The 25,635-nt window shown below is 54.7% G+C and carries 22 protein-coding genes; 13 read left to right on the top strand and 9 right to left on the bottom strand.

All coding sequences use genetic code 11. From position 1 onward, the window contains the following. Positions 1-54: 54 nt before the first annotated feature. Positions 55-501: a DoxX family protein gene (locus WJU22_RS04810; protein WP_341842128.1), complete on the bottom strand. Its 447-nt coding sequence runs from the start codon at positions 499-501 to the stop codon at positions 55-57. A 273-nt stretch (positions 502-774) separates the two neighbouring features. On the opposite strand from WJU22_RS04810, the gene WJU22_RS04815 reads away from it, so the two are divergent. Then, entirely contained in the window at positions 775-4,509 is a 3,735-nt protein-coding gene (locus WJU22_RS04815; RefSeq protein WP_341842129.1) for a DEAD/DEAH box helicase, read from the top strand. Here WJU22_RS04815 and WJU22_RS04820 read toward each other — a convergent pair. Together WJU22_RS04820 and WJU22_RS04825 are read right to left on the bottom strand one after the other, a co-directional pair. After that, a complete protein-coding gene (locus WJU22_RS04820) occupies positions 4,502-5,200 on the bottom strand; it encodes a response regulator transcription factor (RefSeq protein WP_341842130.1) in 699 nt (232 codons plus the stop codon). The genes WJU22_RS04815 and WJU22_RS04820 overlap by 8 nt on opposite strands. After that, on the bottom strand, positions 5,197-6,687 hold the full coding sequence (locus tag WJU22_RS04825) for a HAMP domain-containing sensor histidine kinase (RefSeq protein WP_341842131.1): 1,491 nt from the start codon (positions 6,685-6,687) through the stop codon (positions 5,197-5,199). The genes WJU22_RS04820 and WJU22_RS04825 overlap by 4 nt, the downstream gene beginning before the upstream one ends. Positions 6,688-6,805: 118 nt before the next feature. Here WJU22_RS04825 and WJU22_RS04830 point away from each other — a divergent pair, with 118 nt between their 5' ends. Beyond that, positions 6,806-7,660: a hypothetical protein gene (locus tag WJU22_RS04830; protein WP_341842132.1), complete on the top strand. Its 855-nt coding sequence runs from the start codon at positions 6,806-6,808 to the stop codon at positions 7,658-7,660. A 31-nt stretch (positions 7,661-7,691) separates the two neighbouring features. After that, positions 7,692-10,856, top strand: coding sequence for an outer membrane beta-barrel protein (locus WJU22_RS04835; RefSeq protein WP_341842133.1), 3,165 nt, complete (start codon positions 7,692-7,694; stop codon positions 10,854-10,856). On the opposite strand, the gene WJU22_RS04840 is transcribed toward WJU22_RS04835, so the two are convergent. Then, a complete protein-coding gene (locus WJU22_RS04840) occupies positions 10,825-11,145 on the bottom strand; it encodes a hypothetical protein (protein ID WP_341842134.1) in 321 nt (106 codons plus the stop codon). The two genes, WJU22_RS04835 and WJU22_RS04840, sit on opposite strands and share 32 nt — an antisense overlap. A 221-nt stretch (positions 11,146-11,366) precedes the next feature. Between WJU22_RS04840 and WJU22_RS04845 the strand changes: the two genes are divergently transcribed. Then, positions 11,367-12,260, top strand: a complete 894-nt coding sequence (locus WJU22_RS04845) for a hydroxypyruvate isomerase family protein (protein WP_341842135.1) — start codon at positions 11,367-11,369, stop codon at positions 12,258-12,260. A gap of 6 nt (positions 12,261-12,266) precedes the next feature. On the opposite strand, the gene WJU22_RS04850 is transcribed toward WJU22_RS04845, so the two are convergent. The 3 genes from WJU22_RS04850 to mqnC all read right to left on the bottom strand — a co-directional run bounded on the left by WJU22_RS04850 (position 12,267) and on the right by mqnC (position 14,917). Continuing rightward, positions 12,267-12,818 carry a GNAT family protein gene (locus WJU22_RS04850; RefSeq protein ID WP_341842136.1) on the bottom strand — a complete coding sequence of 184 codons (552 nt, stop codon included), beginning with the start codon at positions 12,816-12,818 and terminating at the stop codon, positions 12,267-12,269. 106 nt (positions 12,819-12,924) lie between these two features. Beyond that, a complete protein-coding gene (locus tag WJU22_RS04855; RefSeq protein ID WP_341842137.1) occupies positions 12,925-13,575 on the bottom strand; it encodes a hypothetical protein in 651 nt (216 codons plus the stop codon). Positions 13,576-13,792: 217 nt separating this feature from the next. Further along, on the bottom strand, positions 13,793-14,917 hold the full coding sequence (gene mqnC, locus WJU22_RS04860; RefSeq protein ID WP_341842138.1) for a cyclic dehypoxanthinyl futalosine synthase: 1,125 nt from the start codon (positions 14,915-14,917) through the stop codon (positions 13,793-13,795). A 134-nt stretch (positions 14,918-15,051) separates the two neighbouring features. Here mqnC and WJU22_RS04865 point away from each other — a divergent pair, with 134 nt between their 5' ends. The 4 genes from WJU22_RS04865 to WJU22_RS04880 all read left to right on the top strand — a co-directional run bounded on the left by WJU22_RS04865 (position 15,052) and on the right by WJU22_RS04880 (position 19,299). Next, a complete protein-coding gene (locus tag WJU22_RS04865; protein ID WP_341842139.1) occupies positions 15,052-16,272 on the top strand; it encodes an aspartyl protease family protein in 1,221 nt (406 codons plus the stop codon). A gap of 80 nt (positions 16,273-16,352) precedes the next feature. Continuing rightward, complete coding sequence (locus WJU22_RS04870; protein ID WP_341842140.1) at positions 16,353-17,591, top strand: pitrilysin family protein; 1,239 nt, start codon at positions 16,353-16,355, stop codon at positions 17,589-17,591. A gap of 4 nt (positions 17,592-17,595) precedes the next feature. Further along, the gene (locus tag WJU22_RS04875) at positions 17,596-18,879 is read left to right on the top strand and encodes a pitrilysin family protein (RefSeq protein ID WP_341842141.1); all 1,284 of its coding nucleotides are present in this window, start codon (positions 17,596-17,598) and stop codon (positions 18,877-18,879) included. Positions 18,880-18,945: 66 nt separating this feature from the next. Beyond that, positions 18,946-19,299: a phage holin family protein gene (locus WJU22_RS04880; RefSeq protein WP_126249236.1), complete on the top strand. Its 354-nt coding sequence runs from the start codon at positions 18,946-18,948 to the stop codon at positions 19,297-19,299. 3 nt (positions 19,300-19,302) lie between these two features. Here WJU22_RS04880 and WJU22_RS04885 read toward each other — a convergent pair whose 3' ends face one another. Continuing rightward, a complete protein-coding gene (locus WJU22_RS04885; protein WP_341842142.1) occupies positions 19,303-20,877 on the bottom strand; it encodes a D-aminoacylase in 1,575 nt (524 codons plus the stop codon). Positions 20,878-20,887: 10 nt separating this feature from the next. Further along, complete coding sequence (locus WJU22_RS04890; RefSeq protein ID WP_341842143.1) at positions 20,888-21,316, bottom strand: nuclear transport factor 2 family protein; 429 nt, start codon at positions 21,314-21,316, stop codon at positions 20,888-20,890. A 236-nt stretch (positions 21,317-21,552) separates the two neighbouring features. On the opposite strand from WJU22_RS04890, the gene WJU22_RS04895 reads away from it, so the two are divergent. From WJU22_RS04895 to WJU22_RS04915, 5 genes are all read left to right on the top strand, one after another. Then, positions 21,553-22,746 (top strand): DegT/DnrJ/EryC1/StrS family aminotransferase, encoded by a 1,194-nt coding sequence (locus tag WJU22_RS04895; protein ID WP_341842144.1) that lies wholly within the window; start codon positions 21,553-21,555, stop codon positions 22,744-22,746. 15 nt (positions 22,747-22,761) lie between these two features. Beyond that, positions 22,762-23,499: a 3-deoxy-manno-octulosonate cytidylyltransferase gene (gene kdsB / locus WJU22_RS04900; RefSeq protein ID WP_341842145.1), complete on the top strand. Its 738-nt coding sequence runs from the start codon at positions 22,762-22,764 to the stop codon at positions 23,497-23,499. A 23-nt stretch (positions 23,500-23,522) separates the two neighbouring features. Next, the gene (locus WJU22_RS04905; RefSeq protein ID WP_341842146.1) at positions 23,523-24,599 is read left to right on the top strand and encodes an iron-containing alcohol dehydrogenase family protein; all 1,077 of its coding nucleotides are present in this window, start codon (positions 23,523-23,525) and stop codon (positions 24,597-24,599) included. Positions 24,600-24,676: 77 nt separating this feature from the next. Continuing rightward, positions 24,677-25,174 carry a hypothetical protein gene (locus WJU22_RS04910; protein WP_341842147.1) on the top strand — a complete coding sequence of 166 codons (498 nt, stop codon included), beginning with the start codon at positions 24,677-24,679 and terminating at the stop codon, positions 25,172-25,174. Between the two features lie 44 nt (positions 25,175-25,218). After that, positions 25,219-25,599 (top strand): group III truncated hemoglobin, encoded by a 381-nt coding sequence (locus tag WJU22_RS04915; RefSeq protein ID WP_341842148.1) that lies wholly within the window; start codon positions 25,219-25,221, stop codon positions 25,597-25,599. Positions 25,600-25,635: the final 36 nt, after the last annotated feature.

The following is a 25,635-nucleotide window of genomic DNA, read 5'->3' on the forward strand; positions in this document are numbered from 1 at the left end:
GGGTGAGTTTCATAATGAAAACTCACCCTTTTTGGTTGGTTCCGGTGATGGGTTTTAAGCCAGCGCGCCGGAAGATCTCTTTTGTTTCAGCAGATTGTCTACCGACCATACGCCACCGCCGCCCAGGGCAAACGCCAGGGTGATGAGCAGGGCGAAGAGCGGAGAGGCCACATCTACCATCCCGTTACCGGTATTGGCTTTGAGGATCACCGCCACAACCATCGTGATCACGAGCGACCAGGATGCCCAGCGGGTGAAAAGGCCGAGCGCCAGGAGCAATCCGCCGGCGAATTCGGCTATGGTAGCGAGCAGCCCGAAAAAGGTGGGTGCGAACGAAATGCCGAGGAAGTTCATGGCCCCGCCGATCATGGCCCACAATTGCGCACCACCGGCCAGCTTCTGCCAGCCGAAGTAGAAGAACAATAAGCCCACGCCAACGCGGAGAATGGTAAGGCCGAGGTCCTGGCCTTTAGAATTGTTGATTGAAAGGGTGTTTCCCATAGAAAGATTTTATACAAAAGTACAGCAGGAGCCCCCGGTACTCAATGGATATTTTTCCATTTGAGGTGTACATTTTTTTGCGGGCACGGCAGGATTTAGGACCCGTTTCAGCGATTCTTTTTGGATTTTTTTGCTTACTTTTGTGGATTGCCTTTTTTTGAGCCGTCATTGTATGGAATAACGAAGAAAAACAGAAGAATCGAGTGAAGATCCCGACAGCGCCAAATGTCATAAAACCCCGGCTCAAACAAAAGAAGGCATCACAAGGAAAGCATGTCGCTACCCCATTTATTAAAATATGTATATAATAACGGCACCGACGAGGTGATCCGAAGGGGGAAACGCATATTCGCAACCGGCGGCGTAGAGCTGCTCGAAGGCGATCCCGTACTGCGCTCGGCCTCGTTCCGGGTAAAGAGCGACACGCATGCCAATTTCTATAAAGTTACCATCAGCAAATACAACGAGCCGGCTACGATGAGCGTGCGTTGCCAATGCCCCTATAACCTGGGAGACATTTGCCGCCACGAAGCCGCCGCCCTTTTCCAGCTCCAGGAAATGCTGGACAGGAACCATTTCGATGCGTTCGACACGCAATACGACCAGCAACACACGCTGATCAAGATGAAGTCGATCGATCTCAAGACCATCAAACTCCTTACTTCCAATACCATCATCTCCGAAGCGGACCGCATCCTGCGGAAAACGCAGGCCGTCATCAAATCCGCCAAAGACGAAAAAGTGGAAGCCGAACTGCGGACCGAAGGGAAGAAATATCCCCTCATCCTCCAGCGGAACGAAGAACGCAATTTCGATACACATTGTACCTGCGACGAGCACGAGCATCCGCTCTGCGTCCACAAAACTGCGCTGTTCCTGCAGCTCCTCACCGCCCACGGGCCCTTCTATTTCGATACGCTCCGTAACTGGGACAAAGAGAAGAACAAACTCCTCTCCTCCTACGGCTATTCGCTCAACGACGATCTCGAAGGCAAATTCGCGTTCTCCTACATGAACGGGAAACCCTTCCTGCGCGTGCTCGACCCCACCATCAAAAAAGTGGAGGCCGTTGCCGCCGCCAAAACCGAATCGGCCCCGGAACCGGAAGAAACACTCACCGTAGCCAGGCGCCTGGGCGTGGTGCTCAATGCCAACGACAAACTGTTCCCCTATTTCCAGATGGAACTGGTGAGCGGAGATGCGAACGAAGATGAAACGGAATTCGTGTCGCTGGTAAACCGCATCGACCTGGGCAAATACGTCGACTTTTACCTTTTCAAGGAGAAAGACCGCGACCTCATTTCGCCCATCCGCAAGCTGCAACACACCGAAGTCAACAAGTTCCTCAACAAGAACTCCCCCTTCGCCGGCATCTGGGAAAACATCATGCACGAAAGCGAAAGCGGCCTGCCCATGGAAACCATGGAGCTCATCGTGGAATACCTCCAGCCCAAACTCGCCAAGCTGTTCCCGCTGCTGACCGACCACCGGCTCGTGTTCCTCCTGCGCGACGGGCAGTTGTTCAAAACCAAGAACCTGCAACAAATCCAGGTATCCGGATATCCCCTCAAACCTTACTTCAAAGCCGGCAACGGCGGCGATCATATAGAAGTAACCGCCTGGGTAGACATCGACGGCGAAGCCGTGAACGTATCGGCCAACCAGTGGGCCAGCCCGCTGTTGTTCCTCTACAACAATACCCTGCATTACTTCAACAATCCGAAAGATTCCATCCACCTCCTGCAATACCAGGAGCATAACGCCGTGCGCGTGCCCACCAACGAGTGGCAGGATTTTCTCAAGGAATCCATCCTCCCGCTCGGCAGGGAATACGCCGTTCAGTACGATGCGTCGCTGCTGGCGGAAGTGGACGACGTGATCCCCGAAAACCGCGTCTACCTGAAAGAAATGGGCGAAACATTCGTGATACAGCCCGCGTTCTCCTATCATGGGCACGACGTGGAGTGGAACGAGGAAACCCGCATCACCGTTCAGGAAGGCAACAAAGTACTGGTGATCCACCGGAACAAGGAAGCGGAAGATAATTTCGTGAACAGCATCCGCGCGCTGCACACCAACTTCTCCGTCAGCAGTAACTACAACTATTTCTTCCTCCGCGCAAAAGAAGCCCTGAAGAACAACTGGTTCTTCCTCTTCTTCGACGCGCTGAAGGAAATGGACGTACGCGTTTTCGGCTTCGAGCAACTGCGGAACTTCCGCTTCTCTGCGCAGAAACCCGTCACCAACCTGCAGATCAGCTCCGGCATCGACTGGTTCGACGCGCAGGTGGAAGTAGTGTATGGCGATCAGAAAGTCGGGATACGCGACATCAAGCGCGCACTCGCCAACAAACAGAATTACGTGCAACTGGCAGACGGCTCCCTGGGCCTGCTGCCGGAAGAATGGCTGAAAAAATATTCCCTCCTTTTCAAGATAGGGGAAGAAAAAGATAAAGGCGCCGGCCTCAAACTGAGCAAATACAACTTCTCGGTGATCGACGAGCTGTACGAGTTCATCGACGATGAGGCCATCCTCGTTGAGCTCGACGAAAAGCGGCGCAAACTGCTCCAGTTCGACGAGATCCGCAGCGTAGACCTGCCCACCAACCTCAACGCCAACCTGCGGCCTTACCAGGAAAGCGGCTTCCAGTGGCTCAATTACCTCGACGAAGTGAAGTGGGGCGGGATTTTGGCGGACGATATGGGTCTTGGTAAAACCGTGCAGGCGCTTACGTTCATCCAGCACTACAAGAACGTGCACGAACAATGCACCATGCTGGTGGTTTGCCCCACTACCCTGATCTATAACTGGGAGAACGAGATCAAGAAATTCACACCGGGCATCACCTATCACATCCATCACGGCCCGCAACGCCTCCGGATTTCGGAGGAGCTGGGCGCTTTCGACGTCATCATCACCACCTACGGCACCCTGCGCAGCGACGTGCAGCTGCTCATGAAGATCGATTTCGACTACGTGATCCTCGATGAATCGCAGGCGATCAAAAACCCGCAGTCGAAGGTGACCAAAGCCGCGCAACTGCTGAACACCCGCAACCGCATCGCGCTGTCGGGTACGCCCATGCAAAACAATACCTTCGATATCTACGCCCAGATGAACTTCCTCAACCCGGGGATGCTCGGCAGCGTAGACTTCTTCCGCAACGAATTTGCCACGCCGATAGACAAGTTCCAGGACGAGGAAAGGAAAGAGCACCTGAAAAAGCTCATCTATCCCTTCATCCTCCGCAGAACGAAAGAACAGGTGGCCAAAGACCTGCCGGAGAAAATCGAGACCGTCATCTTCTGCGAAATGGACCCGGAACAGCGCCATATCTACGACGCCTACCGCAACTCCTACCGCTCCAAGATCCTCGGCGTTATCGAAGACCAGGGGATGGAACGCAGCCAGCTCACGATTTTGCAGGGCCTCATGAAGCTCCGCCAGATCTGCGACTCGCCCGCCATCCTCAACGAAGCGGAAAAATATCCCAACCACTCCGTGAAACTGCATGAGCTGACGCGTGAGATCTCTGAAAATATCAGCAATCACAAAGTGCTGGTATTCAGTCAATTTCTCGGCATGCTCGGCCTCATTAAAGACCGCCTCGCCCATCAGAAGATACCGTATGAATATTTCGACGGCTCCACCAGCACCATGGACCGCGAAAAAGCCATCCAGAACTTCCAGAACAACGAGGAATGCCGCGTGTTCCTCATTTCCCTCAAAGCCGGTGGCGTAGGTCTCAACCTCACCGCGGCCGACTATGTCTATATCGTAGACCCCTGGTGGAACCCCGCGGTGGAACAACAGGCCATCGACCGGACGCACCGTATCGGGCAAACGAAGAACATCTTCGCCTACCGCATGATCTGTAAAGACACCGTGGAAGAAAAAATCCTGGAACTGCAGGAACGGAAGAAATCGCTGGTGAAAGACATCATCGCCGACGATTCCGGCTTCATCAAAAAACTCACGAAAGAAGACGTGCTCTACCTCTTCAGCTAATCAACTTATACCCCACCCCGCGAATATTGACGATCTGGATCTTCGGATCGTCTTTCAGATACCTGCGCAATTTTGTGATGAAAACGTCCATGCTGCGGGCGTTGAAGAAATTATCGTCGCCCCAGAGGTCGAGCAGTACGGGCCGGCGCTCCATCACCTGGTTTTTGTGCCGGCAAAGGCGCAGCAGTACTTCGGACTCGCGGTGCGAAAGGTACTCCGTGTACCCGTTCCGCGTGAGTGTCTGCTTGTAGGGCTGGAAAAGGAACTGGCCGATGAGGATTTCGTTTTCGGATGGCGGAGGTGGCGCGGCATGTCCTCCGAAACGCGCCAGCAGCGATCGTATGCGGACGATCAGCTCGTCCATGCTGAAGGGTTTTTTCAAATAATCGTTCCCGCCGGATTCAAATCCTTTTACCACATCCGCGGTTTGTGATTTGGCGGTGAGGAAGATGATGGGCACCTGCTTGTCGGTTTTCCGGATTTCGGTGGTGAGCGAAAATCCGTCGAGGTTGGGCATCATGACGTCCATCACGATAGCATCCGGTTTGTACTGGCGGAACAGGCGGAGGCCTTCCACGCCGTCTGCCGCGCAAATCATGTTAAAACCGCGCGTTTCGAGGCTGTCTTTCACGATCTGTGCGAGTTGCCATTCGTCTTCGATGAGTAATATGACGGGTTGGGATATGCTCATGCTGCGGGGATTTCCAGTTGAAATTCGCTGCCCTTGTCGGGCTCGCTTTTTACTTTGATGCTGCCGCCGTGTTTCTCGGCGATCTTCTTCACATAACTCAATCCAAGCCCGAAACCTTTTACATTATGCAGGTTGCCGGACGGTACGCGGAAGAATTTATCGAAAATGCTGTTGTGATAACCATGCGGGATGCCGATACCATTGTCTTTCACCGAAATGCGCACCCATCCCGGCCGGCGGGCCACATGCACGGAAATTTCGGCCGGGTCGTTGGAATATTTGATGGCATTGTCGACCAGGTTGTTGATGGCGTGGGAAAGATGAGTGGGATCGGCGAGCACGAGCGGGTCGGCGAGCAAGGTATAGCTGAAATCGATTTTTTTACCGGATTTGAGGCGGTGGTTGGAAATGATGTCGGCGATGATATCGTTGAGGTCCACCATTTCGGGTTGGAGCATCACCTCTTCTTTTTCTTCCGCGGCGATGTGGAGCACTTTTTCGACGAGGTCGCCCAGGCGCTGCAGCTCTTGCCGGGAAATGCGGAGGTAATTGGCGGTTTTCTGGGGATCGGCGAGGGCGTTGAACCGCTCGAGCGCCTCCACGGCCGCGGATACCGTGGCGATGGGGGTTTTCAGCTCGTGGGTCATGTTATTGATGAAATCGTTGCGGACTTCCGAAAGTCTTTTCTGCCGGAGGATCGTGCGGAGCATATACAGGAACGAGCCCACCGTCAGCAACAGCAAAACAGCCGTAGCGGCGAGGCTGCCGGTCATCCGGCCCAGAATATGCGGCATGGGGCTGGCAAAAATAGCCGTTACAAATATGTTGTTGATGGGGTTGAAAGGGATGATGGTGGTGCGGAACGGTGATTTGGGGAGGGATTGGAAGGCTTCGTGGCTGAGTGCGAGCGTATCCAGCTGGAAGCCGGTATTGATCCCCCGGTTCCCCAGCTCTATCCGGTAAAGACTGTCTAACTGATTGATAGTAAGGGAGGTGCGATAAAAATCCCTTCTCACCAGCACTTCCGAAATTTTGCGGGACAGCGTATCCGTCAACTGCCGGATCTGGGTGTCGCGGCGTACCATGTGCAATTCGACGTTCTCCCCTTCCGGCGGCGTCCCGAAATCGTCTGTCGGAAAAGCCGGTCGCGTGGGCCCCGCAAGGAAGTACGCGTTCTTGACCACGGCGCCGGAGGCTGCCGCGGCGGAATCCAGGTCGCTCACGATGCGGGTTACCTGGCCCATTGGCGAGATGCTGTCTGGCATGGTGGAAGTGAACGTCAGGTTGAATTTGGACAGGCCGAGCACTTTGCCGGCGTCGCCGAACTGTTTATGGAAAACAGCCGTGCGGAGGGCGTCGTTGATATCGCGCTGGAATTCCTGCAGGCGGATCTGGTACGCCTGGTACAGCCAGTACCCCTGGAGGGTGAGGATACCGAGTATGCAGGCGGTCATGAGCACGAGTATGTTTCTGATGCGGTTGCGCATGATGTAAAGCTATTCAATCTCATCCAACAGCCGCGAGACGCTTAACACTAATTAACAAACGTTATGAGTGGTTAACCCTTTTCCCCGCCCGGCTGCGTCATCTTTACAGAAAAAAGCCATGAAAACGTACCTGATTCTTTGTGCCGGACTGTTGACAGCCGCTGCCGTGCAGGCGCAGCAGCCGTCGGGCGTAATCGAATACGAAGTGAACTCCAAGATCGAGATGGGCCAGTTCAAGATGGTCATGCGCAGTGCAGACGGGTCGGTGACCACGAGCAACACGCCTCCGCCCGACATGCCGAACCTCCTTACTTTCAGCCAGACGTTCACCTTCGCCGGAGGGATGGGTAAGCTGGAAACGGAGAACGGTGGTAATATGATGCGGAAAATGACATTAAACCTCCCTGCGGGCGGTGGGCCTCCGGGCGGAGCTTCCGTTTCGGCAGGCGTAGCCGGGACGATGGCGGCTCCCGGGCCGGTTGGCCGGTCATCATCACTGCGCCCCCCTGTCACCAACGCAACGTATATTGACTTGCTAAACAAGCGGTATTTGTCGGTCCTCACGCAAAATAAAGATAGTGTGGTGGCCGGGGTTTGGTATTCGGAAGAAGCTTACAAACCTGCCGCGGAAATAAAAACCTCCGGGAGAACGAAGACCATCGCGGGGTTCCGTTGCCAGCGGGCTACGGCTGTTGTGGGCGAGGAATCTTTCGTGATCTGGTACACGACCGAGATCCCGATGCTGTTTTCGCCGGTGAACGGGGTTTGGCCGCCGCAGGGCGTAGTGCTGGCTTTGGAAAGCGAGAAACGCTCGTATATGGCGAAGAAAGTGGAGCTGAAACCCGTGCCCGATGCGCCGGCGTTGCCCGCAGGTGCGGAAAAGCTCACGGCGGTGCAGTTGAAGGAAAAGCAAAGGAGTATCCTGGAAGCGTTTCACAACGAACAACTGAAAAAATTACAGGAAGCGGAATAATTAACCCATAAGAAAAGACACAGCGCCCCTCATGAAGAAGATCCGTCAGATATGCCTGTTGACCATATGGCTGGTGCTCGGGATTGCCACCGCATCCCGCGCCCAGCTCCGCGAATTCCGCGTAACCGGCCGCATTACCGACCAGGCTACCCGCGAAGCGCTCCCTAATGCCCCCGTGGCCCTGCTGGGCAAGGATTCCGTGACGGCCGCCCATGCCGTGACGGACTCCCTCGGGCGGTTTACCCTCACAGCTACCCAGCGGGGCTCCCTGCGCCTGGTGATCGCTTACATGGGATACACGCAATATACCCGCGAGCTCCAGGTGTCGGATACCGTTACCTCCATTTCAGCAGGAACCATCGCTATGGCGCCGAAAGGCATCAACCTCGCGCGGATCGATGTGGAAGGGTTCCGACAACCGATTACCCTGAAAGAAGACACCATCGAATACAACGCCGGATCGTTCAAAACAAAGGAAAACGCCGTGGTGGAAGAACTGCTGAAAAAATTACCGGGTATCACCGTGGAGCGCGATGGTACCATCAAAGCCGGTGGCGAAACGGTTTCAAAAGTGTTGGTGGACGGGAAGCCCTTCTTCGGCAACGATCCTAAAATGGCCACGCGCAACCTCCCCGCGGATATCCTGGAAAAAGTGCAGCTCATCGACCAGAAAAGCGAACAGGCACAGTTTACGGGCATCCCCGACGGTCAAACGCAAAAGGTGCTGAACTTCACCGTGAAGGAAAACAAGCGCAGAGGGTTTTTCGGGCGGGCAACGGCAGGTTACGGCACCGATAATCGATTCTCCGGCAACGCCAACGTCAACGCATTCCGGAAAGAAAAACAGTATTCCTTCATCGGCAGCGCCAACAACACCAACGGCACCAGCAATCCCGAAGGCGGATTGGGCAACATGGGAGGAACATCGGGCATCTCCCGGAATTGGTTCGGCGGAATTCAATATAATAACAGCACGTCGAACAGGCTCAAGGTGAACGGCAGTTACCACATCAACGACGGGCGGACGGAAACGGAATCCAACGGCAGCCGCCAGAATATTTTCCGGAAAGATTCATCGAGTTATGTGCAGGATATGAATAATGGCTTCAACTCTGCCACCACACATAATATGAATATGCGGCTGGAAGGCGAGATCGATTCATTCTACTCCTTCATCGTAACGCCGAACGTGATGTATTCCAACAACGATAGTTACTCCCAACGCTTCAGCACCACGCTCAATAATGACCGGGATACCGTCAATACCAACCGCAGCAGCGGGATCACTTCGTCCAAAACGCCTAACATTTCCACCAGCGCCCTGCTTCGCCGGAAATTCAGGAAAAAAGGACGGACGCTCAGCGCCAACCTGACGTACAACTACAGCAACAGCGACGTCACCAATTTCAACGAAGCCTATACCCGCTTCACGGCAAATGGACAGTCGCGGCTAGATACGATCGATCAAAAAGTACAATCCGAAAATACGTCCAGGCTGTTCAATATACGCCTCGCTTATACCGAACCTGTTTTCCGCAACCGGTTCCTGGAGGTCAATTATACGTACAATAACGGCCTGAGCTCGTCTGACCGCTACACATGGGACCGCAGCAAGCCCGGCGGGGAATACGATCAGCTGAACGATAGCCTTACCAATCATTTCAACAACATCACGGAGTACCACCAGGCGGGCCTCAACCTGCGGACGGAAAAGCTGAAATACAACTATACCATCGGCTTCAACGTGCAGCGGAATATGCTGGAAAGCCGGAACCTGACGAAAGGGGAAACGATTGCCCAGACAACCACCAACTTCTCGCCCACGGCCCAATTCGCGTATAATTTTTCGCAGAACAAACGGTTTAAGATGACGTACCGGGGCAATACCTCCCAGCCCTCGCTCGACCAGTTGCAACCCGTTCCCGATCTCTCGAACCCGCTGCTGATCCGGCTGGGGAACCCCGACCTGAAGCCTTCTTTCCAAAACATGGTCAACATTTCCTACAATACGTTCAACAAGGAGAATTACCGCAGCTGGTTTTTGGGGATGACGGGGGTGGCCAATCTCAACAAGATCGTGAACAGTACCACGCTCCGGCAAGACGGGGTGCAGGTAACGCAGCCGGTAAACCTGAATGGGAGCTACAATCTGAATGCGTTTTCGGTGATCGGCCTTCCGCTGGACAAATCCCAGAAAGCCGCCTTCAACTTCACGACGGAAGCGGGTTACCGCAAAGAGCCAAGTCTTGTGAACGGCGCCAAGAATTTCGCCAACAACCTGACTTTGGGGCAAGTGGTGAACTTCAACTATTCGATGCAAGACAAATATTATCTGGGTACGGAAGCCAGGGTAACGTTCAACGACGCCAGCTTTTCCGCGAGCCCGCAGAACAATGCGAAATACTTCAATTACGATCTCAGCCTCGATGCGGCGGTTACCCTGCCCTGGGATGTGGCGGTGAACGCGCAGACGCTGTATACCGCTACAACGGGCCGTGGAGAAGGGTTTGATCAGCAGTTTACCCGCATCAACGCGTCTATCGCCAAAACATTCCTGCCCCGGCGCCAGGGCGTGCTGCGGTTGCATGTGTACGACCTGCTGAACCAAAGCGTGAGCGTGAACCGGACGGTGGCCGACAACTATATCGAAGACACCCGGAATATGGTGCTCCGCCGCTATTTCATGCTTTCCTTCACCTGGATTTTCAACCGGTTCGGCGGGCAAAACGGCGCTCCCCGCCCCCGATCATCCGCTGACGGCCCGGAAAAATCCTACCTTCCCCCGAAATCTGAACGCATGACCGAAGGTTATTCCGGCACTCTGCTCTTCAAAAAACTCGGCATCCGCGAAAACACAAGGTTGCGGCCGCTGCACGCGCCTCCCCATTACCGGGAGCTGCTGGCCGGGATGCCGCCCACCGCGGAGATCGTGCAGAGGGGTGCAGAGGTCATTCATGCGTTTTACCTGGAAAAATCTTTGCTGGAAAAGGAATTGCCGGAACTGGCGAACGAAATCCCGAAAAACGGCAGCATTTGGGTAAGCTGGCCGAAAAAATCTTCCCGGATACCCTCAGACGTGTCGGAAAACGTGGTCCGGGATGTGGCCCTGGGGTTGGGGCTGGTAGATGTAAAGGTCTGCGCCGTAGACGCGGGCTGGTCTGCCCTTAAGCTCGTCTGGCGTCTTTCAAATCGTTAACCACACGTTTCTTGCCCTGCGCCGCCCAATGGTTCGAAAGGTAAACCACGAGCCGCGCGATGGTGAAGGTAGGGATGAAGTCCAGGCCGGGAAACAGCTCTTCGATGAAGTTGAAGGCGCCGCCGAAAAGGCCTACCGGGCCACCGAACAGGCGGTAGAACACCACCGCCGAAATAGGCGCCCAGATCACATCGCTCACCTCCCCCAGCAAAGGCACCGCATAGCTGGCGAGGCCTATCAGGTCCATCACCACGCAAACGATCAGACTGGGAGTAGATTTTCTTTCCATACGCACGGGTTTATATCTATATAATCAAATTGCCCGCCAAAAAGTTACATGGCAGGGTGCCATCATCCCCCGATTTCTTCCCAAACCCTTGACCCTGCTGCATGTATATACGAATGCGACTGGTCATTTGGATGCACACCGCCGTCTTTTCGCAGCCCATCCGAAACTTGCATTCCGTCGGAAAAAGCCATATTTTCATGTCCGGTAAAATCGTCCACGTTATGACAACACCTTCATCCCGCAGAGATGCGATCAAAAAAGTAGCGACTATGGCACTGGCCGGCACAGCCCTTTCCTCCCTCAGCGAGCGTGTTTCCGCACACGAAAGCGCCGTGGGCACCGCCCTCAAAGGCAAAGTGAACCACTCCGTTTGCGCCTGGTGTTACGGCGGCATTCCGCTGGAAACCCTCAGCCAGGCAGCCCGCGACATGGGCATCAAAAGCATCGAGATCATTTCGCCCGAACAATTCGAGACCATCAAGAAGTACGACCTCACCTGTGCGATGGTGGGCTCTATTTCCAAAGACTGGGGCATTTCCCGGGGCTGGAACCGGAAAGAGCATCATGCGCCGCTGGTGGAATTCTACCGCGACCTGATCGATAAAACCTCGGCGGCCGGGTTCACCAATCTCATCTGCTTCTCCGGCAATCGCAACGGCCTCAGCGACGAGCAGGGGATCATCAACTGCGCAGAAGGCCTCAAACAGGTGATCGGTTATGCCGAAAAGAAAAAAGTGACGCTGGTGATGGAACTGCTCAACAGCAAGGTAGACCACAAAGATTACCAGTGCGATCATACCAAGTGGGGCGTGGAGCTCTGCAAGGCCGTGGGGTCAGACCGCTTCAAGCTGCTCTACGACATTTACCACATGCAGATCATGGAGGGCGACGTAATCCGCACCATCCGGGAAAACCAGCAATTCATAGCGCATTACCATACCGGCGGCGTGCCGGGGCGCAACGAGATCGACGAAACCCAGGAACTCTTCTACCCCGCCATCATGCAGGCTGTAGTGGATACCGGTTTCAAAGGTTTTGTGGCGCAGGAGTTTGTGCCCAAGCGGCCAGACAAGCTGGCGTCTCTCCGCCAGGGCGTTCAGATTTGTGACGTGTAAGGGAGGTCAGGTGCGGGATTTCTGCCAGTCGTGGCGCAACATCCCCATCACCACCATGTCAACATACTGCCCATGCAGCTTGGCGCTCTCCCGCAGAATGCCTTCGCGCGTAAAGCCCAGTTTAATGGGTATTTGCGCGCTTTTTTCGTTTTGGAGGACGAAGCGGACTTCCAGTTTGTTGAGCCGGAGGGTCGAGAAAGCGTAGGCTACGAGGCCGCGACAGGCTTCCGTGACGATGCCTTTCCCCTGGTGGACGTTGCCGAGCCAGTATCCGATCTCCGCTTTCTGGAGGATGTGGTCCCAGCCGTGAAGGTCGATCACGCCGCAAAGCGCGTCGTTATTCCATATCCCGAAAGCGACGGCTTCCTGCTCGTCTGCCTTCTGGAGCATCAGTTCGATGAACCGGAGGGAATGTTCTTCGGAGGTATTGTAATCGACCCAGGGCAGAAAGCGCCTGAGCGTTTTGCGGGAATCATGGATCAGCCGGAACAGGGCCGGCGCATCTTCCGTTTGCAGCTGGCGCAGCCGGATTTCGGTGTTGACAGGTATCTCTAGCATATGGTCGGGCAGGTAAACATAATAAAAAACCGGCTAAAACACCAACAGGCAACCCACCCGGAGGCAAGTCACCTGTTGATTTGATTATGACGGTACTGTACTACACTTAATTTCTGCCGATCAGCTGCTGCCTGGTCATATCAGCCACAACCTTGTTGGTGTACACCACTGCCATCCGCTCGGCGGACGCGGGGTCGAAGGTTTCTGTCTGGATGGAGTAGAGCAGTTGCTTGTCGCTGATGCTATACAGGTTCGATTCGAGGAAATAGCGGGTATTGGTGGTGTAATAGCCAGGGTCGTATACCCTGCCGTACATCCAGTTGTAATATCCCCACCAGCGGCCGTAGTATGGGCCACCGAACGGTCCGTAAAAGTTATTGCCGGGCACGTAGCTCTTCTCTTTCGATTTATCGAGCATCACGATCGTGAGTACTTTGTCGATATCGCCTTTCCGGAGTTTGTTCAGTGCCTGTTCTTCCTTCAGCCCCCTGAATGCTTTGGGCCCGAATTCATCGTATGCGGAAACTGCCTGGTATCCCTGCTTTTTGAGTGCCAGTACCATTTCTTTTTCCATTTGTCCACGCAATCTCCCTTCGCGGTCGTTCACGAGGCCGAGCACCATGATTTTCTGGTCTTTCTGCAATGAGGTTTCCGGTTCTTTCCACGAAGAGGTCACTTTCGTGCTGGAACAGGCTCCGAGGAACAACACCAGTCCGGTCAATATCCCTGCGGTCAAAAGTTTCATCCTGGTTTTCATCGTATTGGTGTTTTTATACCTGTTAGACGTTGGATGAGGCCCAAATGATACACGCGAACCCCCGATTTAACATTCTTTTCACCGAACTGTTAAGGTATTGTAAATGCTTGTCATACAAGGATTTGACACAATAAAAATGCGTGTTTTCCGTTAGCAGTTTCCCTAACGCAAACTGCCGGCGCGATGGCCGGCAGTTGCTATGTTACTTTCGAAAAAATCAGTAATTGATCACCTGTTCCTGGATGGATTCGGGGATGTCGCGGTATTCGTAAAGCTGGTTGCGGAGCTGCGGTTCGAAGCCGGCTTCGCGGATGGCGTCCTGCATGGATTTGTAGGTGAACCGGTGCGGTGCGCCGGCGGCGCTCACTACGTTTTCTTCGATCATGATCGACCCGAAATCGTTGGCGCCGGCATGGAGGCACAGTTGCGCTACCTGTTTGCCGACGGTGAGCCAGGATGCCTGGATGTTTTTGATATTGGGCAGCATGATGCGGCACATGGCGATCATGCGGATGTATTCTTCTGCGGTAGACGTGTTGTGGACGCCGCGGATGCGCGCCAGCAGGGTGTCTACGTCCTGGAACGTCCAGGGGATGAAGGCGGTGAAGCCGTAGTGCCCTTCCGGCTTTTCGGACTGTACCTGCCGGATGTCTACCAAATGTTCGAACCTTTCGAGCAAGGTTTCCACGTGGCCGAACATCATGGTGGCGGAGGATGCGATGTTGAGCTTATGAGCCGCGCGCATGACGTCGAGCCATTCCGCAGCGCCGCATTTGCCTTTGGAGATGAGCCGGCGGACGCGGTCGTTGAGGATTTCGGCGCCTGCGCCGGGCAGGGAGTCCATCCCGGCTTCCTTGAGTGCGCGGAGCACTTCGATATGCGTGCTTTTTTCGAGTTTGGTGACGTGCGCCACTTCCGGGGGCCCGAGGGTGTGGAGGCGGAGGTGGGGATACAGCTGTTTGAGCTGTCGGAAGAGGTCTACATAGAATTTGAGCCCCAGTTCCGGGTGGTGGCCGCCCTGCAGGAGGAGCTGGTCGCCGCCGTATTTGAAGGTTTCTTCTATTTTGACTTTATATTCTTCAATATCAGTGATATAGGCTTCCTTATGCCCGGGGATCCGGTAGAAGTTGCAGAACTTGCAATTGGCGGTGCATACGTTCGTGGTATTCACGTTCCTGTCTATCTGCCAGGTCACCTTGCCGGAGGGTACCTGTTGCTTCCTCAGTTCATTGGCGATTTCCATCAATTCGGCCAGGGGCGCGTTCTGGAACATGAAAACGCCTTCTTCCGCCGTGAGAAATTCAAACTGCTGTGCTTTCCTGTATAAATCCTGTAATTGCATCTTGTCAGCAAAGGTAGGGTATCCCCATAAATTATTTTGCCGCTTGTAAGATTTCGAAGCGCGGGGTATCGGAGGAAATGTTAAATTTAACAGGGAGAGACGGGTGCTGTCGCCCGTCCGTTCCGCAAACTTATATGGGAGCCAAATCCATTTTTCACGTTATCATCCTGATCCTGAGCCTGCTGTATGCCCCGTGTGAAACCTACGCACAGGGAGCCGAAACTGTCCACCACGAACCAGAAGCCCGGCTCATCACCCGCTTCCCCTTCAAGCAGTTCTACGGAGGCGTTGTGGTTGTTTCCGCCCGTCTCAACGATCATCCGGACACTCTCCAGTTTTTGCTGGACACCGGCAGCGCCGGCATTTCGCTGGACACGGCCACCTGCGTACGCCTCGGCCTGAAAGTGACCCCGTCGGATAAGGTGGTCCGCGGCCTCGCCGCCAGCAAGAACATCTCCTACGCGGCAGACAACACCCTTCACCTGCCGGGCCTCAGCGTAGACAGCCTCGATTTTCATATCAATAATTACGAGCTTATCAGCCAGGTATATGGCATCCAGATAGACGGTATCATCGGTTACAGCCTCCTCCACCGCTACATCATGCAGGTGGATTATGACAAGGAAGAAATCGCCATGTGGTCTAACGGCGCGTTCAAATATCCCCGCGGCGGACAAACCCTCAAGCCCAACCTGACCTTCATCCCCGTGGTGGGCGCCCCGCTCCGCAGCGGCAAGCGCAACGTGAACCACCGGTATTATTTCGATACCGGCGCCGGGATGTGCCTGCTGCTCACTACGCAGTTCGTGAAAGACAGCTCCCTGCTCGTGAAACGCAAAGCCAAAGTGATTCCCACCGAAGCGCAGGGCCTCGGCGGGAAGATGCAGATGTACATCACCACCATGAGCGAATTCCGCGTCGGGAATTATACTTTCCGGAATGTGCCCACCTATCTGTTCGACGATATTACCAACATCACCTCCTACCCTTCGCTGGCGGGGATGATCGGCAACGACCTGCTGCGGCGCTTCAATCTTACCCTCAATTACGCCAAAAAGGAAATCCATCTTATCCCCAACACCCACTACCGCGATCATTTCGACTATTCCTACACCGGCCTCATCATTTACCTGATCGATAACCGGATCGAGGTGACGGACGTGATCCGCAATTCGCCGGCGGAAAAAGCCGGGTTCAAGGTGGGAGATGTGATCCTGGCCATCAACAACAATTTTTCCACCAATCTCCAGCTCTACCGCGACATTCTCAAGAACATCGGTACCCGCCCGAAACTGCTGCTCATGCGCAACAACGAGCTCCTGGTAAAGCAACTGCCCATCCGCAGCATATTGTAAGGAACGGCTTTTGTCGTAGATTTGCATGTTACGGCCCGCCACTCCGGCGGTTGCCGGCAATTATTTTATATATTCGGCATATGGTTCATTTTTCAAAGTTTACGCTGGATAACGGATTGCGCGTGATCGTGCATGAAGACGCCACCACGCCCATGGCGGTGGTCAATGTGCTGTACGATGTGGGCGCGAGGGACGAAGACCCGCGGCAGACCGGTTTCGCGCATTTATTCGAGCACCTCATGTTCGGCGGAAGCGTCAATATCCCTGAGTACGACGAGCCCCTGCAAATGGCGGGCGGCGAAAACAACGCATACACGACCAACGACCTTACCAATTACTACATAGAACTGCCCGCCGAAAACCTCGAAACGGCATTCTGGCTGGAAAGCGACCGCATGCTTTCCCTGGCGTTCTCCGAAAAATCGCTCGAAGTACAGCGGAAAGTGGTTGTCGAAGAATACAAGGAACATTACATCAACAAACCTTACGGCGACGTTTGGCATAAAATGCGCGAACTGGCCTACTCCACGCATCCCTACCGTTGGATGACCATCGGCAAGGAGCTGAAGCATATCGAAGACGCGAAGCTGGAAGACGTGAAATCGTTCTTCTACCGCCATTACCGCCCGCAGAACGCGATCCTCGTGGTGGCGGGCAAGGTGACGGAAGCGCAGGTAAAGGAGCTGGCCCAGAAATGGTTCGGCGACATTCCCAGCGGCGAGCGGTACGTCCGCCATCTGCCGCAGGAGCCCGTGCAGGAAGCGCCGCATTTCCTGGAGATCAAGTCGAAAGTGCCGCTGGACGCGCTGTACAAGGCGTACCACATGCCTTCCCGCATCGATCCGAAGTATTATGCGGCCGACCTCGTGAGCGATGTGCTCAGCGGCGGAGGTTCCTCGCGCCTGCACCAGGTATTGGTAAAGGAAAAGAAACTCTTCAGCAACATCGAATGCTATCACTTCGGCAGTTTAGACGCAGGCCTGATGGCCATCGAAGGCAAGCTGGTGAAGGGCGTGAAGATGAAAGACGCGGAAAAAGCCGTGGAAGAAGAACTGGACAAACTCCGCAACGAGCTCATCTCCGAGCGGGAATTGCAGAAAGTGAAGAACCGCGTGGAAAGCATGCTGGCTTTCGAAGACATGGGGCTGCTGTCGCGCGCCAACAACCTCGCATTCTATGAACTGATCGGCGATGCCGCCGATATGAATACGGAGTTCGCCAAATACGAGGCGGTAACCGTGGCCGACATCCAGGAGCAGGCGAAGGCGATCTTCTCTCCCGCCAACGCCAACACGATCCATTATTACGCAGGAAATTAAAATTATGATCAACAGAAGAAAGGCACCCGCAATAAAAGACGCAGTAAACTTCGACATACAACTCAAGCCGCTGGAGCAGTTTCGGCTAGACAACGGCATACCCGTTTACGTGGTGCGCTCCTCCGAGCAGGAAACCCTGCAGCTGGAGCTGGTGTTCCCGGCAGGTAGCTGGTACGAATCGGAGAACCTCGTGGCCTCCGCCACCAACTTCCTCATGAAAAACGGCACCTCGGCACATTCCGCGCTCGAGATCAACGAGATGATCGAATACTACGGCGCTTACCTCAACCGTGGCGCCTTCCATGAAAACGCCACCTATACGCTGCACTGCCTCAGCAAGCACATCACCGAACTGCTGCCCACGCTCCAGGAAGTGATCCAGGACCCGGTGTTTCCGGAACAGGAACTGGCGATCTTCACCCAGAACATGAAGCAGAAGCTGGCCGTGAACCTGCAGAAAAGCGAGTTCGTCGCCAACCGGCACATCGATAAATACCTCTTCGGCGAATTCCATCCCTACGGCCGCGTGAGCAGCATGATGGCCTACGATGCGCTGCAGACCGAGAGTTTGCGCGGGTTTTATCAACAGCACTATACTTATAATAACTGCAAGATCTTCCTGGCGGGCAACTTGCCAGACAATATCATTCCGTTGCTGAACCAATATTTCGGCACCACGAAATGGAACGGCGAACGGCATAACCTCCGTCCGGAAATGCCGATCCTGCCGGCGGAAGAAAAGAAATACCGCATCTTCAACGATGAAAACGGCGTGCAGGGAAGCATCCGCGTGGCGAGAGCATTCCCGAACCGCTACCATCCCGATTTTCCGAAGATGCTGGTGCTGAACACCATATTCGGTGGATATTTCGGCTCGAGGTTGATGAGCAATATCCGCGAAGAAAAAGGCTATACGTACGGCATCCATTCGCAGCTCTACAATTTCAGGCAGGCGGGCGCACTCAACATCCAAACCGAAGCCGGACGGGATGTTTGCGAAAAAGCGATCGCGGAAATTTATCTTGAAATGAACCGGCTGCGCGAAGAACCGATCCCGGAGGAAGAACTGAGCCTGGTGCGGAATTTCATGATCGGATCTATCCTGGGCGACCTCGACGGCGCCTTCCAGGTGATCCAGCGGTGGAAAAACCTTATCCTCAACGATCTCGACGAAAATTACTTCTACAACAACATCCGTACGATCAAAACCATATCCGCGGAAGAGTTGCAGCAGATGGCACGCCTGTACCTGGTGCCGGAAGATTTTTATGAGCTGATCGTGATCTGATACCGCAGCGGCTAAACATTCCGCGTGCTTTTTGTGTATTTTGTAAAAGCACTAACAATTTATCCAATGTTAGGAATTCTTATCCGGATCCTCGTGACGGCGCTCGCCGCACTGTTGACCGCGTACCTTTTACCGGGCGTCAAGCTCCAGGATTTTACGACGGCCCTGCTGCTTGCCATCGTGCTGGGTTTGCTCAACCTGATCGTAAAGCCTATCCTCGTCATCCTCACCCTACCCGTGACCGTGGTGACCCTCGGCCTTTTCCTGCTCGTGATCAACGCGCTGATCGTGCTGTGGGCCAGCAGCCTGGTGAAAGGCTTCAAGGTAGACAACTTCTGGTGGGCGCTCCTGTTCAGCGTGGTACTGTCGCTCATCAGCAGCTTCATGATGTCTCTCGGGCCCGAAGACCGTGTAGACTGATCTTTACCGGCCCAGGCGCACCACCTGCCCCTTGCGGGTACCGTTGTGCTGCCCGTTCTCGATCGTCAGTACCCCGTTTACGATCACATGGCTGAAACCGGTGGAATATTGGTGGGGATGTGTGAAGGTAGACAGGTCTTTGACGGTGGCGGGGTCGAAAATCACGATGTCTGCCGCGTAACCCGGTACGAGCAGGCCCCGTTGCGACAGTCTGAATTTCTGCGCCGGCAGCGACGTCATCCGGCGGATGGCTTCCTCCAGCCCCAGCACTTTTTCTTCCCGCACGTATTTGCCCAGCACGCGTGCATTGGTTCCGTAGCCCCGTGGGTGCGGTACGCCCACGCCGAATTCGCGGATGCTCGCGTCTGACGCGAACATGTTGAAAGGATATTTCATGATCCGCTTCACGTCTTCCTCGCTCATCCCGTGAAATACCATGCCCGCGCTGCCCTGTTGCACCAGGTCGAGGATGGTTTCCACTTCGTTTGTCAGCGTGCTTTTCTTCCTTTTTAACTTATTGATTTCGGAAATGTTCTTCCCGTTGAGCGTCGTGTCTGCCTCGAAATAAGCCACTACGGCGTAGTCCAGGTTTTTGAGGCGGCGTTTTTTATAGATGCCCGTCATCTCCCCTACGATCTTTTTCCGGATATCGGGCGTGGTGAGGCGATACACGACGGAATCGTGCCCGCCGGAAAGCGCCCAGTCGGGCAGCATCGTTTTGAGACTGGTGCTGCTGGCGGTGTAGGGATATTGGTCGATGGTGACTTCCAATCCATCGCGCCGCGCTTTTTCGATCATGCCTAATGTGACGGTGGAGCGGCCCCAGTTTTGTTTCCCGCCGATCTTGAAATGCGAAATCTCGACGGGGATATTGGCCTCCCGGCCGATGGTGAGCGCCTCGTTGATGGCGGCTTCCACGGCATCGCCTTCGTTGCGCATGTGCGTGGCGTAGACGCCGCCGTATTTCGCGACGGCTTTGGCGAGGCCTACTACTTCGGGCGTTTGCGCGTAGTTGCCGGGCACATAAATTAACCCTGTGCTGAGGCCTACCGCGCCGTCCTGCATCGCCTTTTCGACGAGGGATTCCATTTTTCGCTGCTCTTCCGCTGTGGGCGGGCGGTTGGTGCTGCCCATCACGGCGCGCCGCACATCGTTATGCCCGATCAAAGATGCCACGTTGATGGAAATGGTCATACTGTCGAGCTGATGAAAGTAATGCGCGAGGTCGGTATTGGAGGAGCCGCAATTCCCGGTGATGACGGTCGTAACGCCGTCCATAAGGAAGCTTTCGGCCGTGGGCACTTTGAATTCATCGTCTTCGATATGGGTATGCACATCGATGAACCCCGGGGCCACGATGCGCCCGCCGGCGTCTATGACCTTTGCGGCGCGGAGGGTTTGCGGGAGTCGCGTCACGGCGAGGATGCGCCCGTTTTTCACCGACACTTCGCCGTAATACCAGGAATTGCCGGTACCGTCTGCGATGCGCGCATTGCGGATGAGGATGTCGGCTTCGGATTGGGCGCGGCCGGCCAGTGCAGCCAGCAGTGCGGGGAGCAGTAGCAGTTTTCTTTTCATGGTTCCGGGTTTAGCTGGAGTGGTCTGCCACGATCTTCCATTCGCCGTTGATGCGGCGGAGCAGGATGGAAAAATGCCCGTCGAGATTACCGATGGTGCGCGTGAGCTGCCACTTGCCTACTACAAAATAAGCATCGTTCCCCAGTTTTTTGAATTCGAGCAGTTTGAAGGCCAGCTGGCCCATGCCTTCCTTGCCGGGATAGGCTTTTTTGTAATTGTCGAGCGTAGCCTGCCATCCGTACGTCAGGCCTTTGCTGCCGATGAACAGCAGCGAATCGGATTTCCAGTAGGTGTCCATAAACGCTACGATATCGCCACGGTTCCAGGCTTCGAGCTGGGTTTGCATGACTTGCCGGATGCGGGTTTCGGCCGGGTCTTGTGCGGACGCGGAAGCGATGGCGGAAATAAAAATAGCGGTGGAAAGAAGGAGTTTTCGCATGTGATGGTTATTGATGGCATGAAAATAAGCAAATCCCCCGCTGCGGGGCCGGGAGGTTCCGGCTTTTTTGTGGCGGGTTTCCGCGGTTTCCGGATTAAAAATCTATATAAGACATTGATATTCATATATAAATAATTCAATTCCATTATATCTCATGCCCGAAAAGTTTAACGGTTTTTATCGAAATTCCATTCCGGGATTGTTCTACCTTTGCACCACTACAAAAATTTTGCATTATGCCCGGATTTGAACTATTTGGCGCCGAAGAAAAAAAGGAAGTGAACGACGTCCTCGAGACAGGAATTTACATGCGTTACGGATTCGACGGTCCCCGCAAAGGGATCTATAAAGCGAAAGAACTGGAGCAGGCGCTTTGCGAGCGTTTTAACGTGCAATACGCGCAGCTGACATCGAGCGGTACTACCGCGCTCACGACCGCCATGGCCGCTTTGGGCATTGGCGCGGGAGACGAGATCATCATGCCCACCTTTACTTTTGTGGCCAGCTTCGAAGCGGTGTTGTCTGTAGGCGCAACGCCCGTGCTGGTGGATGTGGACGATACGCTGACGCTGGCCCCCGCCGCCGTTCGCGCTGCCATCACCCCGCGCACCAAATGCGTGATGCCCGTTCATATGTGCGGCTCCATGGCCGATATGGATGCGCTGATGGAGATCTGCCGCGAGCATAACCTCATTTTGCTGGAAGACGCCTGCCAGTCTACCGGTGCCACCTACAAAGGTCAGGCCCTCGGTTCCATCGGCCACGCCGGCACTTTCTCCTTCGACTTCGTGAAAACGATCACCTGCGCAGAAGGCGGGGCGATCATCACCAACGATAAAGACGTATATACGAAAGCAGACGCTTACTCCGACCATGGCCACGACCATCTCGGCGGGGCAGACCGTGGTGCAGACGACCATCCGCACCTGGGCTTCAACTTCCGTATCTCCGAACTGCACGCTGCCGTAGGCCTTGCACAGATCCGCAAGCTGGATAAATTCCTCGCGATCCTGCGCAACAATTACGAAATCGTGAAAGAAGCACTGGCAGCCGTTCCGCAGGTGGAATTCCGCCGGATACCCGACCCCTCGGGCGACAGCTGCACCCATCTTTCCTTCTTCCTCCCCGACCTGGATACCGCACGCGCAGCCGCAAAGGCCATGAAAGCCGCCGGCCTGCCCGCGTTCCACTGGTTCGACAATAACTGGCATTACTTCCGCAAGTGGCATCACCTGCAATCGGGCGCTACGCTGTCGAAGTTCCCCGAACAACTCGCGAAAGACCTCGCCGCTTATCAAACCAAACAATTCCCCGCTTCCGACGCCATCATCGGCCGCTGCATCTCGTTCCCCATCAGCCTCGCATGGACTGACGCGGAAGTGCGCGAACGTGCCGAAAAACTGGCGACTGCCGTGAAAAGCGTACTGTAATCACAAATTCCCGTCATGAAGAAAATCGCATTGATCCCGGCGCGCTACGCCGCCAGCCGGTTTCCCGGCAAAATGATGGCAGTGCTGGCAGGTAAAACCGTCATCTGGCGGACATACGAGTCTACCCGCGACACCGGCGTGTTCGACGAAGTAATGGTGGTGACCGACAGCGAAGTCATTTTCGAAGAGATCACCCGCAACGGCGGAAAGGCCATTATGAGCAAGCGCGAGCACGAAAGCGGGTCTGACCGCATCGCCGAAGCCGTGGAAGATATGGACGACGTGGAAATTGTGGTGAATGTTCAGGGCGATACGCCTTTCACCCGGAAAGAACCGCTGGAAAAACTCCTGCAGGTTTTTGAAGGGGAAGCAGGAAAAAAAGTGCAGGTAGCATCGCTCATGCAGGAACTGAAAGACTGGAAAGACATTGAAGACCCCAACTTCGTGAAAGTTGCGGTAGACAAGGATTTCAACTCGCTCATGTTCTCCCGCTCCGTGATCCCCTACCCGCGCGACAAAAACGTGCCTACCGTGTACTACGAGCATATCGGCATTTATGCCTTCCGCCGCCAGGCGCTGCTCCGGTTCACGCAAACGCCTATGACGCCGCTCGAAGCCGCCGAAAAAGTAGAATGTTTGCGATATCTTGAAATGGGAATCCCCCTGAAGATGGTCGTAACCGACTATATGGGCGTGGAAATCGATACGCCGGAAGACCTGGAAAGAGCTTCCCGCCTGCTGGACCAACCGTAAACACAAAAAATCCGGGATATAACATGAAATTCAGAAATTTTAAACTGGTAGGATACGTCATTTTCGGACGAGGTGCGTTCAGCCAGCTCGACGAGATCATTGCGCCGCGCCGCAAAGGCGATGCGCCGATGATATTTTTTGTGGACCATTTCTTCGAAGGCAACGAGCCTTTCCTTTCCCGCATCCCCTTGCGGGGGAAGGACAAGGTCGTGTTCATAGACGTGACCCATGAGCCGAAAACCACTTACGTAGACCGCCTGCGCGACGAGCTGAAGGCCGAGTTCGGCGAAGTGAGCGGCATCATCGGCATCGGTGGCGGTTCTACCATGGACATGGCCAAAGCCGTGGCCCTCATGATGACCAACCCCGGCTCTTCGGCCGATTACCAGGGTTGGGACCTCGTGAAACAGCCCGCAGTTTATAAAGTAGGCATCCCCACACTGTCCGGCACCGGCGCCGAAGTGAGCCGGACCACCGTGCTCACCGGGCCTACCCGCAAACTGGGCATGAATTCCGACTACACACCGTTCGACCAGATCGTGCTCGACCCCGCGCTCATCCACAACGCACCGGTGAACCAGCGCTTCTATACCGCCATGGATTGCTACATCCATTGCATCGAATCCCTGGAAGGCACGTTCCTCAACGCTTTCAGCCGTTCTTACGGTGAAAAGGCCCTGGAGCTCTGCCAGGAAATTTACCTGAAGAAAGACCGCTGGGACGAAGACTCCGACGAAAAACTCATGATGGCCTCCTACGCTGGCGGCATGAGCATCGCATACTCGCAGGTAGGCGTGGCGCACGCAGTGAGCTACGGCCTCAGCTACCTCCTCGGCACCAAACACGGCGTGGGCAACTGCATCGTGTTCGACAAACTGGAGGAATTCTATCCCGCCGGTGTGAAGGAATTCAAGCAGATGGTAGACAAACACCAGGTGGAAATCCCGCAGCACATCACCAAAGGCCTCAGCGACGCCGATTTCGACACGATGATCGACGTATCCATGGGCCTGGCGCCGCTTTGGGAAAACGCACTGGGTAAAGACTGGCAAACACAAATGACCCGCGACCGCCTGCGCAAGCTATACGAAAAACTGTAAGCCGCGCGCGCGAAAGTATATCCAATGAGGCTGCAGACGCTCCGGCGATGCAGCCTCTTTTTTCAAAACCCGAACTCATGGACAAACTCGAAAAACTCACCCGGGATTACGCCGCCGTGCTGGAAAAAGTGAAAGAACGCCGCGCCGCCTGGCAGCAAAAGGCAAAGCCGTTCCTCATCCAGTACCTGAACGAAATAACGGCCCGCTTTCCCCTCAAATGGAAAACCGGTGCTAACGAAATGATGCAGGGCCTGGAAGCAGTGTACCTCCTGTTCGATCACGAGCCCAGCGGCATCGTAGAGCAATCGCCGTTCAGCGTGGTACAGAAGATGAAAATCGGTGGCTTTTTATCGTTTTCCCAAACCCGCAACGGCCAGATCGTGGTGTGGATCAGCTTCCCGTTCATCGACGGGATGACGGAAGAGAAACCCCGCAACGAAACGATCGAAACCCTTGAACCAGAAGAGCTTGAGCCAGAGGCGCTCAACCGTTTCATCGGTAAGTTCCTCGAAGAAATGATCCAGTGGGAAGATGATGCGCGGGACGAGATCGGGTTTATCCGGCATCGGGATTGACCTTCGTCATCGATTAATTTCCCGTGTTGACCGAACTTTGCGATATGGAAGACATCAGAAGCATAGACGATATCAAGCTGCTGGTAAACGGCTTTTACGACAAGATCCGTCTGGATGAAGTGCTGGGGCCGATTTTCAACCAGCGGATCGCTCCGGATGCCTGGCCCGCGCACCTGGAAACCATGTATAAATTCTGGGGCACGCAGTTGCTCGGGGAAAAGGAATATTTCGGCGCGCCCTACGCCAAGCACCGTACACTGCCGGTAGACCAGCCGCATTTCGAGCGATGGGTGGGGCTTTGGCATGGTACCGTGGATTCGTTGTTCCAGGGGCCGCGCGCATCCACCGCCAAAGTGAAAGGCGCTTCCATCGCCCAGATTTTTTTAGGGAAAATCCGTTTCGAAAGAGGGATTTTCGGGGAATAATGTTTCCCCTTTTACACACATCGCCGCACATATGAT

Origin of the sequence: Chitinophaga caseinilytica (genome assembly GCF_038396765.1) — a bacterium.
GTDB classification, from domain to species: domain Bacteria; phylum Bacteroidota; class Bacteroidia; order Chitinophagales; family Chitinophagaceae; genus Chitinophaga; species Chitinophaga caseinilytica.

Bases quoted from the DNA above. Each gene is read 5' to 3' on its own strand.
- WJU22_RS04835 (WP_341842133.1), top strand. From the start codon at position 7,692: ATGAAGAAGATCCGTCAGATATGCCTGTTGACCATATGGCTGGTGCTC.
- WJU22_RS04915 (WP_341842148.1), top strand. From the start codon at position 25,219: ATGGAAGACATCAGAAGCATAGACGATATCAAGCTGCTGGTAAACGGC.
- kdsB (WP_341842145.1), top strand. From the start codon at position 22,762: ATGAAGAAAATCGCATTGATCCCGGCGCGCTACGCCGCCAGCCGGTTT.
- WJU22_RS04815 (WP_341842129.1), top strand. From the start codon at position 775: ATGTCGCTACCCCATTTATTAAAATATGTATATAATAACGGCACCGAC.
- WJU22_RS04830 (WP_341842132.1), top strand. From the start codon at position 6,806: ATGAAAACGTACCTGATTCTTTGTGCCGGACTGTTGACAGCCGCTGCC.
- WJU22_RS04845 (WP_341842135.1), top strand. From the start codon at position 11,367: ATGACAACACCTTCATCCCGCAGAGATGCGATCAAAAAAGTAGCGACT.
- WJU22_RS04850 (WP_341842136.1), bottom strand. From the start codon at position 12,818: ATGCTAGAGATACCTGTCAACACCGAAATCCGGCTGCGCCAGCTGCAA.
- WJU22_RS04810 (WP_341842128.1), bottom strand. From the start codon at position 501: ATGGGAAACACCCTTTCAATCAACAATTCTAAAGGCCAGGACCTCGGC.
- WJU22_RS04880 (WP_126249236.1), top strand. From the start codon at position 18,946: ATGTTAGGAATTCTTATCCGGATCCTCGTGACGGCGCTCGCCGCACTG.
- WJU22_RS04910 (WP_341842147.1), top strand. From the start codon at position 24,677: ATGGACAAACTCGAAAAACTCACCCGGGATTACGCCGCCGTGCTGGAA.
- WJU22_RS04890 (WP_341842143.1), bottom strand. From the start codon at position 21,316: ATGCGAAAACTCCTTCTTTCCACCGCTATTTTTATTTCCGCCATCGCT.
- WJU22_RS04905 (WP_341842146.1), top strand. From the start codon at position 23,523: ATGAAATTCAGAAATTTTAAACTGGTAGGATACGTCATTTTCGGACGA.
- WJU22_RS04870 (WP_341842140.1), top strand. From the start codon at position 16,353: ATGGTTCATTTTTCAAAGTTTACGCTGGATAACGGATTGCGCGTGATC.
- WJU22_RS04895 (WP_341842144.1), top strand. From the start codon at position 21,553: ATGCCCGGATTTGAACTATTTGGCGCCGAAGAAAAAAAGGAAGTGAAC.
- WJU22_RS04825 (WP_341842131.1), bottom strand. From the start codon at position 6,687: ATGCGCAACCGCATCAGAAACATACTCGTGCTCATGACCGCCTGCATA.
- mqnC (WP_341842138.1), bottom strand. From the start codon at position 14,917: ATGCAATTACAGGATTTATACAGGAAAGCACAGCAGTTTGAATTTCTC.
- WJU22_RS04875 (WP_341842141.1), top strand. From the start codon at position 17,596: ATGATCAACAGAAGAAAGGCACCCGCAATAAAAGACGCAGTAAACTTC.
- WJU22_RS04885 (WP_341842142.1), bottom strand. From the start codon at position 20,877: ATGAAAAGAAAACTGCTACTGCTCCCCGCACTGCTGGCTGCACTGGCC.
- WJU22_RS04840 (WP_341842134.1), bottom strand. From the start codon at position 11,145: ATGGAAAGAAAATCTACTCCCAGTCTGATCGTTTGCGTGGTGATGGAC.
- WJU22_RS04865 (WP_341842139.1), top strand. From the start codon at position 15,052: ATGGGAGCCAAATCCATTTTTCACGTTATCATCCTGATCCTGAGCCTG.
- WJU22_RS04820 (WP_341842130.1), bottom strand. From the start codon at position 5,200: ATGAGCATATCCCAACCCGTCATATTACTCATCGAAGACGAATGGCAA.
- WJU22_RS04855 (WP_341842137.1), bottom strand. From the start codon at position 13,575: ATGAAAACCAGGATGAAACTTTTGACCGCAGGGATATTGACCGGACTG.